The 8,765-nt window shown below is 63.1% G+C and carries 8 protein-coding genes and 1 pseudogene; 5 read left to right on the forward strand and 4 right to left on the reverse strand.

All coding sequences use genetic code 11. From position 1 onward, the window contains the following. Positions 1 to 147 precede the first annotated feature (147 nt). The gene (gene purL / locus VK804_RS07945; RefSeq protein ID WP_325369633.1) at positions 148 to 2,355 is read left to right on the forward strand and encodes a phosphoribosylformylglycinamidine synthase subunit PurL; all 2,208 of its coding nucleotides are present in this window, start codon (positions 148 to 150) and stop codon (positions 2,353 to 2,355) included. Positions 2,356 to 2,463: 108 nt separating this feature from the next. On the opposite strand, the gene VK804_RS07950 is transcribed toward purL, so the two are convergent. Continuing rightward, on the reverse strand, positions 2,464 to 3,648 hold the full coding sequence (locus tag VK804_RS07950) for an acyltransferase (protein ID WP_325369635.1): 1,185 nt from the start codon (positions 3,646 to 3,648) through the stop codon (positions 2,464 to 2,466). A gap of 197 nt (positions 3,649 to 3,845) precedes the next feature. On the opposite strand from VK804_RS07950, the gene VK804_RS07955 reads away from it, so the two are divergent. Then, positions 3,846 to 4,019, forward strand: coding sequence for a DUF1328 domain-containing protein (locus tag VK804_RS07955; protein ID WP_325369637.1), 174 nt, complete (start codon positions 3,846 to 3,848; stop codon positions 4,017 to 4,019). 70 nt (positions 4,020 to 4,089) lie between these two features. Here the strand turns inward: VK804_RS07955 and VK804_RS07960 are convergent, their stop codons facing one another. Beyond that, a complete protein-coding gene (locus tag VK804_RS07960; RefSeq protein ID WP_325369639.1) occupies positions 4,090 to 4,449 on the reverse strand; it encodes a DUF427 domain-containing protein in 360 nt (119 codons plus the stop codon). Positions 4,450 to 4,634: 185 nt separating this feature from the next. Here VK804_RS07960 and VK804_RS07965 point away from each other — a divergent pair, with 185 nt between their 5' ends. Continuing rightward, positions 4,635 to 4,871 carry a BolA family transcriptional regulator gene (locus VK804_RS07965; RefSeq protein WP_325369641.1) on the forward strand — a complete coding sequence of 79 codons (237 nt, stop codon included), beginning with the start codon at positions 4,635 to 4,637 and terminating at the stop codon, positions 4,869 to 4,871. Positions 4,872 to 4,889: 18 nt separating this feature from the next. Then, entirely contained in the window at positions 4,890 to 6,125 is a 1,236-nt protein-coding gene (locus VK804_RS07970; RefSeq protein ID WP_325369643.1) for a low temperature requirement protein A, read from the forward strand. On the opposite strand, the gene egtD is transcribed toward VK804_RS07970, so the two are convergent. Further along, positions 6,101 to 7,072, reverse strand: coding sequence for an L-histidine N(alpha)-methyltransferase (gene egtD / locus VK804_RS07975; protein WP_325369645.1), 972 nt, complete (start codon positions 7,070 to 7,072; stop codon positions 6,101 to 6,103). The two genes, VK804_RS07970 and egtD, sit on opposite strands and share 25 nt — an antisense overlap. Before the next feature lie 46 nt (positions 7,073 to 7,118). Beyond that, positions 7,119 to 8,375: an ergothioneine biosynthesis protein EgtB gene (gene egtB, locus VK804_RS07980; protein ID WP_325369647.1), complete on the reverse strand. Its 1,257-nt coding sequence runs from the start codon at positions 8,373 to 8,375 to the stop codon at positions 7,119 to 7,121. A 281-nt stretch (positions 8,376 to 8,656) separates the two neighbouring features. Between egtB and VK804_RS07985 the strand changes: the two are divergent. Then, a pseudogene (locus tag VK804_RS07985) lies at positions 8,657 to 8,765 on the forward strand (monothiol glutaredoxin, Grx4 family); the annotation flags it as partial.

Consider the following 8,765-nt stretch of genomic DNA (forward strand, 5'->3'; position numbering starts at 1 on the left):
TATTTCAGCAATTGAAGTCTTAAATCCGATCCACACCCGATGTGCAAACCCTCACGGCCGCATGGCGCGCCCGCAAAGCTCTGGACAGGGTGGAATTGCGCCATAAAAGGCCTTTTCCACCCCTCCCGATCTCCCTAATAAGGCCTCATGAACCAGCCGCAGATCACCCCCGAACTCGTCGCCAGCCACGGCCTGAAGCCGGATGAATATGAGCGCATCCTGAAGCTGATCGGCCGGGTGCCGAGCTTCACCGAGCTCGGGATTTTCTCGGCGATGTGGAACGAGCACTGCTCGTACAAATCGTCGCGGCTGCACTTGAAGGGCCTGCCGACCAAGGCGCCCTGGGTGATCCAGGGGCCGGGCGAAAACGCAGGGGTCATCGACATCGGCGACGGCCAGGCGGTGGTGTTCAAGATGGAGAGCCATAACCACCCGAGCTATATCGAGCCCTATCAGGGCGCGACCACCGGCGTCGGCGGTATCCTGCGCGATGTCTTCACGATGGGTGCGCGCCCCATCGCCTGCCTCAATGCGCTCTCCTTCGGCGCGCCGGAGCATCCCAAGACGCGCCATCTCGTTTCCGGGGTGGTCGCCGGCGTCGGCGGCTACGGCAATTCCTTCGGGGTGCCGACGGTCGGCGGGCAGGTGCGCTTCCACACCCGCTATGACGGCAACATTCTCGTGAACGCGATGGCGGTTGGGCTGGCCGACACCGACAAGATCTTTTATGCGGCGGCCTCCGGCGTCAACATGCCGATCGTCTATCTCGGCTCCAAGACCGGGCGCGACGGCATTCACGGCGCCTCGATGGCGTCGGCCGAGTTCGACGACGATTCAGCCGAAAAACGTCCGACCGTGCAGGTCGGCGATCCCTTCGCCGAAAAACTGCTGCTGGAGGCCTGCCTCGAAATCATGGCCGCCGATTGCGTGATCGCGATCCAGGACATGGGCGCGGCGGGGCTGACCTGCTCGGCGGTCGAGATGGGCGCCAAGGGCGATCTCGGCGTCGATCTCGATCTCGATCGTGTGCCGACCCGCGAAACCGGCATGAGCGCCTATGAGATGATGCTGTCGGAAAGCCAGGAGCGCATGCTCATGGTGCTGAAACCGGAAAAGGAAAAAGAGGCGGAAGCGATCTTCCGCAAATGGGGACTGGATTTTGCCGTGGTCGGCTACACCACGCCGAGCAAGCGCTTTGTGGTCAAGCATGGCGGCGACGTCATGGCCGACCTGCCGATCAAGGAATTGGGCGACGAGGCGCCGCTGTACGACCGGCCGCATGTCGCTTCCCCGCCGCTGCCGGTGATTCATGCGCGCGACGTCGCCGCGCCGATCGGAATATCGGCGGCGCTGGAAAAGCTGATCGCAACCCCCGAGCTTTGCTCGAAGCGCTGGGTCTGGGAGCAATACGACCATGTCATCCTCGGCAATACCGTGCAGCGGCCCGGCGGCGATGCCGCTGTGGTGCGGGTGCAGGACGGGCCGAAGGGGCTGGCGCTGACGGTCGACGTCACCCCGCGCTATTGCGAGGCCGACCCGTTTGAGGGGGGCAAGCAGGCGGTGGCGGAAGCCTGGCGCAACATCACCGCGGTCGGCGGCAGGCCGCTTGCCATCACCGACAATCTCAATTTCGGCAATCCGGAGCGGCCGGAGATCATGGGCCAGTTCGTCGGCTGCCTGAAGGGCATCTCGGAAGCCTGCCGCGCGCTCGACTTCCCCGTCGTCTCCGGCAACGTCTCGCTCTACAACGAGACCAACGGCCGCGGCATCCTGCCGACGCCCTCGATCGGCGGCGTCGGCCTGCTGGATGATTTCACCAAATCCGCGACCCTCGCCTTCAAGGCCGAGGGCGAGGCGATCCTGCTGATCGGCGAAACGCACGGCTGGCTCGGCCAATCGGTCTACCTGCGCGACATCTGCGGCCGCGAGGAGGGCGCGCCGCCGCCGGTGGATCTTGCGGCGGAAAAGCGCAACGGCTGCGTGGTGCGCGGCATGATCCATGCCGGCACCGCGACCGCGGCGCACGACATCTCCGACGGCGGGCTGCTCGTGGCGCTCGCGGAGATGGGAATTGCGAGCGGGATCGGCGCAGAGCTTCTGGCCGCGCCGGCTTCGATCGTGCCGCACGCCTACTGGTTTGGCGAAGACCAGGCGCGCTACGTCGTGACCGTGCGCGCCGAAGACGCCGGCCGGGTGCTGGCGAAGATGAGAGGCGCCGAGGTGCCCTGCGTGCGCATCGGCACCACCGGCGGCGACAGCATGGCCATCGCGGGCGAGACGCCAATTTCGGTCGGCTCGCTCAAGGCCGGCTTCGAGGGCTGGTTCCCCGCCTATATGAACGGCAAGGCTTCCTAGCTTCCCTGTTCGTTTCACTGTCATTGCGAGGAGCGCAGCGACGAAGCAATCCAGCTTTCTTCGAAGTAGACTGGATTGCTTCGCTTCGCTCGCAATGACGGTGCTGAACTACAACACCCGCGCCGAACCCGGAATTTGCCGCAACGCTCGCGTCAATGCCCAGCTGAACGCCACCGTCAGCATGAATCCGATGGCGGCCTTGACGATCGCCGGCAGGTCGTAACTGTAGAGCCAATATTGCAGCCACAGCGCGATCGGATAGTGCACCAGGAACATGCCGTAGGCGTCGGGCTGCATCGGGTCGAGCACGCTCCAGCCGGAGCGCCTGAACCTCAGGAAGAACGCCAGAATCGCGAACAGGATGGCCGCGCTGAAGGCGACAAAGAACAAGCTGTAGAGGGCCAGATACCAATTCGGCTGCACCGGCGGATTGCCCAGTATCTCGTGCTTGATGTAGATCATCACCCACATCAGGCCATACGGAATGAGCGTCGCGACGATCCAGCCCCAGCTGCTCTTCGCCAGCCGCCCGTCCGCGCTGAGCACGCCGCGGTCGAAATTCGCGGCACCGATGCCGGCGCCGATGAAAAAATACGCGGCATAGAGCAGCACGCGGCTGGCCTGGACCGAGAACGGCCCGAATTCCCACCAGCGGTTGCCTCCGAAATAGAGCAGCGCCGGAATATAGACGACGGCGGTCACCGCGAGCAGAAACAGGAAGAACACGGCTGGCTGGTCGAAGCCGCGCTGCGACAGGCGGTTGATGGGGTCGACGAGGTGCGACGACAGCCGGTAGGCGAGGCTCGCCGTGAGATCGAATGCCAGCAGCACCCAGACGAACCAGACCGGGCCGCTCGGCCACGGGCCGACCGTGATCGTCTTCCACCAGAATTCCGAAAAGCCGATCTCGGGGTGATACCGCAGCGAAATCGCGTAATAGGCGATCGGGATCACCGTGAACGCCGCGATCGCGAACGGCAATCCGAGCCGCAGCAGGCGGTCGCGCAGAAAAATCCAGGGCGACTTATGCCCGAGGCCCGGCCAGACGAATAATCCGGACAGGAAAAAGAAACTCGCCATGAAGAAGCTGTCGGTGGCGGTGACCACGAAGTCGAAGCCGAACCACGATTTGGGATCGGTATGTCCGAAATAGGTGTAGGGGATGACGGCATGGTGGAGCAGCACCACCAGCGTCAGGAAGGTGCGGGCGCGATCGAGCGCGGCGTTGCGCGCTTTGGCCTTCGGTACCGCCCTGGGCTCCGCGGACGCCACTGCGCTGGAAATGGTGGTCATGCAGGCCCCCGCAGGGTGATCGTTGCAGGATGTTGCCGTCGGGAACCCGATTCAGCAAGGCCCAAATAGCATGCTGCAGGACGGCAATGGCGGCCTGCGGCGGGCTGACGGGAACAAGTCCGATCCCTCGAAGTTGGACCGGTGATTTCGATCACACCCGCCGGACTGCCGGCGCGGGACCGACGGAGGCATCGGCGATGACACTTCTGAAATGGGCGTTGATCTTTTTCCTGGTGTCCGTCGTTGCCGGCATTCTCGGCTTCACCGGCATATCGGCGGCGTCTGCGGACGTCGCCCGCTTCCTGTTCTACGTCTTCGTCGTGATCTTCCTGGTGCTGCTGATCCTGGGACTGACGATCTTCAGGGTATAGGCGATAGGCTCGTCCTGCCCGGCCTTGTGCCGGGCATCCACGAACGTTGCCTTGGAAGCTGGCTCGTTTTTTAAGCCACTTCCTCGATCTTCACCTTGTCGGGATAGAACGCCAGGTGGCCGGTGATCCCGGCCATCGCCGGAAAGGGCGTCTCATAGGTCCAGATCGAGTTCTCAAGCATCTTGCCGTTGGCCTTGATGCTGAAATAATTTGCATCCCCCTTGTAGGGGCAGTGCGTCACCCGCTCGGTCCGCTCCATCAGGGCCAGATTGGCGTCCTCGCGGGGCACATATTGCACCGCCGGATAGCTCGCTTCCTTCAGCGTCAGAGCGTGGGTGGTGTCGGCGATGACGACGCCGCCGGCGGAGACGCGGATGCGCTTGGGGTTCGCTGTAATCGTGATGGGGTGGTCGGGACCGGGGAGTTTCATCGGGGAGCTCTTTTTTGGTCAAGCCGCTGTGATCGCGCGCTGCCGTCCGGGCGGCTTTGCGGGGATTGGACGTCGAATATAGTGCCTGGGAGCGTGACGTAGAAGGGCGGCCGCGCTAAAGTTCTGGCTGATCCGCGGCCAACGAAGGCTGTGATTCGATCCGCCGGCATGGGAGACATACTGGGATGCCAATGGACGCCCACGATATCGAATCGATGATCAAGGCGGCGATACCCGACGCCGAGGTGACGATCCGCGATCTGGCCGGTGACGGCGACCACTATGCGGCCACCGTGATCTCGGAGTCGTTTCGCGGCAAGTCCCGCGTCCAGCAGCACCAGATCGTCTATCAGTCGCTGCAGGGGCAGATGGGCGGCGTGCTGCACGCGCTGGCGCTGCAAACCGGGGTGCCTGAAAGCTAGTCCGGACCGGGGGACGCCATGGCGGGGGCCAGTGAACGCGGCGCGCTGTATCGCCCGATCGTGCCGAACCAGCATAGCCGCGTCACTTACGCCGAACTTTTCTTCGATCTGGTGTTCGTTTTCGCGGTCACCCAAGTTTCCCACACGCTGCTCGGCCGCTTCACCCCGCTCGGGGCGTTGCAGACGACCCTGTTGTTTTTGGCCGTGTGGTGGGTGTGGGTCTTCACCTCCTGGATCACCAACTGGCTCAATCCTGAAACGACGCCGGTCCGGATCCTGCTATTCCTGCTGATGTTCGGCGGGCTCGTGCTGTCCACCTCGATCCCGAAAGCCTTCGATTCCCGTGGATTGTGGTTCGCGACCGCCTATGCCGCCATGCAGGTCGGCAAGACCGTCTTCCTGTGGGTGGCGACGCCGCCCAATCGAACATTGGCGCGCATGAATGCGGTCCGTATCACGGCCTGGCTGTCGCTGTCGGCCGTCTTCTGGATCGCGGGCGGTGTGGCCGAAGGGCATACGCGACTGGTGCTTTGGGTGGCGGCGCTTACAATCGAATATGTCTCGCCGGCAGTCCGGTTCTGGATCCCGAAATACGGCGCAACGCTGGTCTCGGACTGGGTCGTGGAGGGCGGCCACATGGCCGAGCGCTGCGCCGGCTTCATCATCATCGCGCTCGGCGAATCCATCGTCGTGACCGGGGCGACCTTTGCCGATCTGCCCTGGACCATCGAGACCGTCACGGCCTTCGCCTCGGCCTTTGCCGGCGTCATCGCAATGTGGTGGATCTATTTTCACAAGGGCGCCGAAGCCGGCTCCGAGCAGATTTCGAGATCCAGCGAGCCGGGGCGGCTGGCGCGGCTGGCCTACACCTATCTGCACATGCCGATCGTGGCCGGCATCATTCTGTCGGCGGTCGCCGACGACCTGGTGCTGACCCATCCGGCTGATCATTCCGACCCGAAGACGGTGCTGAGCACGATCGGCGGGCCACTGTTGTTTCTGATCGGCACCATCCTGTTCAAGCACACGATCAGGGGCTTTCTTCAACTGTCTCATGGCGCCGGCATCGTCGCGCTCGCGATCCTCGCCTGGTTCGCAGGCGGGCTGTCGCCGCTGATGCTGTCGCTTGTGACGTCCGCGATCATGATCATGGTCGCGGTGTGGGAATCGATTTCGCTGCGATCGGACGCACCCCAATCCAGATCTGAAAAGCCGCCGTCGGAAAAATCTCAGTCCGAAGCCGCCAGCGCGTGAACCGAGAACATGCCCGCGCCATCGGTCCAGGATTCGCGCGGCGTCCAGCCTGACCCGCGCGCCAGCGCGGCAAAGCGCTCGAGGCTGTATTTGTAGCTGTTCTCGGTGTGGATGGTCTCGCCGGCGCGGAAGGAAAAGTTCTGGCCGAGCAGGCGCACGGTCTGTGCCTTGCGGCTGATCAGGTGCATCTCGATGCGGTGGCGATCGCGGTTGTAGATCGCGCGATGGGTGAAGGCGGAAATATCGAAATTGCCGCCGAGTTCGCGGTTGATGCGATGCAGCACATTGAGATTGAAGCGCGCGGTGACGCCGGCCTTGTCGTTATAGGCCTCGTACAGCGCGCGCTCGTCCTTCTCCAGATCGACACCGATCAACATCAGCGCATCTTGCCCCAGGATGTCGCGGGCGCTGCGCAGGAAGCTGCAGGCCTCATGCGGCTCGAAATTGCCGAGCGTCGATCCGGGGAAAAATCCGACCTTCGGCATCCTGGCGATGGCGTCGGGCAGCGCGAACGGCGCGGTAAAATCCGCCGTGACGGGATAGATCGCAAGCGCGGGGAAATCCCGCCGCAACGCATCGGCCTGCGCTTTCAGGAAGTCGCCGGAAATATCCACCGGGACATAGGCGCCGAGCGCGCATTGCTCGAGCAGCAGCCGGACCTTGGTGGTCGCGCCGGCGCCGAATTCCACCAGCGCCGCGCCCTCGGGAAGGATCGCCGAGATCGCGCTGCCACGATCGCGCAGGATCGAAAGCTCGGTGCGGGTCGGGTAATATTCCGGCAGCCGCGTGATCTGCTCGAACAGTTCGGAGCCCGCGGCATCGTAGAAGTATTTCGGCGACAGCCGCTTCGGATGCTGCGACAAATCGTCCAGCACGTCACCGGCAAAGGCGGAAGTTTGCTCGTCGAACTGATGCGCTTTGGCCAAAGCGGTGGCGTGCACGTTCATGACAATCTCCTAAACGCGCTTTTCCGGCGCGCTCGAATTTAAAAAATCAGTTCGCGTAGTCGGCGAGGCGAAGTCCCGTGAATTGCCAGCGATGGTGCGGATAAAAGAAGTTGCGATAGGTGGTGCGGCTGTGCCCGCCAGGGGTTGCAAGCGAGGACCCGCGCAGCACCAGCTGGTTGACCATGAACTTGCCGTTGTATTCGCCGAGCGCGCCTTCGATCGCCCGATAGCCCGGATAGGGGGAATAGGCGCTGCGGGTCCATTGCCAGACGATCCCGAAGGCGTCGTTGAGGTGGCCGGCGCGCGCGGCGACCTCCCATTCCATCTCGGTCGGCAGATGCTTGCCGGTCCAGCGCGCGAACGCATCGGCTTCATAATAGCTGACGTGGCAGACCGGCGCGGCCGGGTCGACCGGCCGCAGACCGCCGAGCGTCATGACCAGCCACTCACCATCGATCTCGCGCCAGTGGCCGGGCGCGCGCCATTCCTCGTTGCCGACGGCGGCAAACCCGTCCATCAACCACAGCGTCGGCGTCGAATAGCCGCCGTCCTTCATGAAGGCGAGCCATTCGGCATTGGTCACGAGGTTGCGGTTAAGCTTCACCGGGCCCACCAGTGCGCGGTGGGCGGGTTTTTCGTTGTCGAAATGAAAGCTGTCGTCGGCGTGCCCGACGGTGTGGATTCCTTCGTTGAGGTTGATCCATTCGTCGGCACCGCGGGTCGAAGCGGGAAACTGCCACGCCGGATCGTAAGCCGGCGGGATTGGATTTTGCGCAAAAGCGTGCAGGATATCGGTCAGCATCAATTCCTGATGCTGCTGCTCGTGATTGAGGCCGACTTCGACCAGCGGCACGAGTTTCGCCAGCACTTCCTCGCCGGCCTCATGAAAGAATTTTGCCACCGCGGCGTCGACATGCCTTCGGTAGGCGGTGATTTCGTCTGCGCCGGGACGGGTCAGATGGCCGCGCTGGTGGCGGGCATGGCGCGGGCCGGCGCTGACATAATAGGAGTTGAACAGGTAGGCATAGTCGGGGTGGAACGGTGCATAGCCGTGACAGTGTTCGCCTAGCAGGAATTGCTCGAAGAACCAGGTGGTATGGGCGCGGTGCCATTTGGCCGGGCTGGCGTCCGGCATCGACTGGATCAGCTGATCCTCCGATGTCAGGGGGGCAGCGCGGCGCTCGGTCTCGTTTCGGACCGCAAGAAAGGCTTCCGCCAGATTCTGGGCTGGGCTGCCGGAATCGGAGAATAATGACGGGCAGGGGGTAGCAAGCGTGGCTGCAGCGGATGCTGGTTTCGTCACGATGGTCTCCGTTGGGGAGAGAACGTTGCCGTGGCGGACGGGTTCCCCGGGAAGTGCCTGTTCTAGATAGGGGCTTCCTTCCGGGATAAAAGCCTCCCAAGGCCACCAACATGGCATCTGGAGGGCTATGTCCGGGACCAGGATATCCCCGACTGGGGAGGGTCCGGCATGGCAGGTCCCCGCCATTTTACTTTGGATGCACAACGGTTTGGGCTACATATATGACAATGTCGGGTTAAACGGGCTGATGCCCGAAGGTTGTGCCTCAAAAGGACGCGAATATGAGCATCGAGCAATTCATCGACAATGAAGTGAAGTCGAACGACGTCGTGCTGTTCATGAAGGGTACGCCGCAATTTCCACAGTGCGGTTTTTCCGGGCAGGTGGTCC

It is taken from the genome of Bradyrhizobium sp. (assembly GCF_035484855.1).
Taxonomy (GTDB): domain Bacteria; phylum Pseudomonadota; class Alphaproteobacteria; order Rhizobiales; family Xanthobacteraceae; genus Bradyrhizobium.

Bases quoted from the DNA above. Each gene is read 5' to 3' on its own strand.
- purL (WP_325369633.1), top strand. From the start codon at position 148: ATGAACCAGCCGCAGATCACCCCCGAACTCGTCGCCAGCCACGGCCTG.
- VK804_RS07950 (WP_325369635.1), bottom strand. From the start codon at position 3,648: ATGACCACCATTTCCAGCGCAGTGGCGTCCGCGGAGCCCAGGGCGGTA.
- VK804_RS07955 (WP_325369637.1), top strand. From the start codon at position 3,846: ATGACACTTCTGAAATGGGCGTTGATCTTTTTCCTGGTGTCCGTCGTT.
- VK804_RS07960 (WP_325369639.1), bottom strand. From the start codon at position 4,449: ATGAAACTCCCCGGTCCCGACCACCCCATCACGATTACAGCGAACCCC.
- VK804_RS07965 (WP_325369641.1), top strand. From the start codon at position 4,635: ATGCCAATGGACGCCCACGATATCGAATCGATGATCAAGGCGGCGATA.
- VK804_RS07970 (WP_325369643.1), top strand. From the start codon at position 4,890: ATGGCGGGGGCCAGTGAACGCGGCGCGCTGTATCGCCCGATCGTGCCG.
- egtD (WP_325369645.1), bottom strand. From the start codon at position 7,072: ATGAACGTGCACGCCACCGCTTTGGCCAAAGCGCATCAGTTCGACGAG.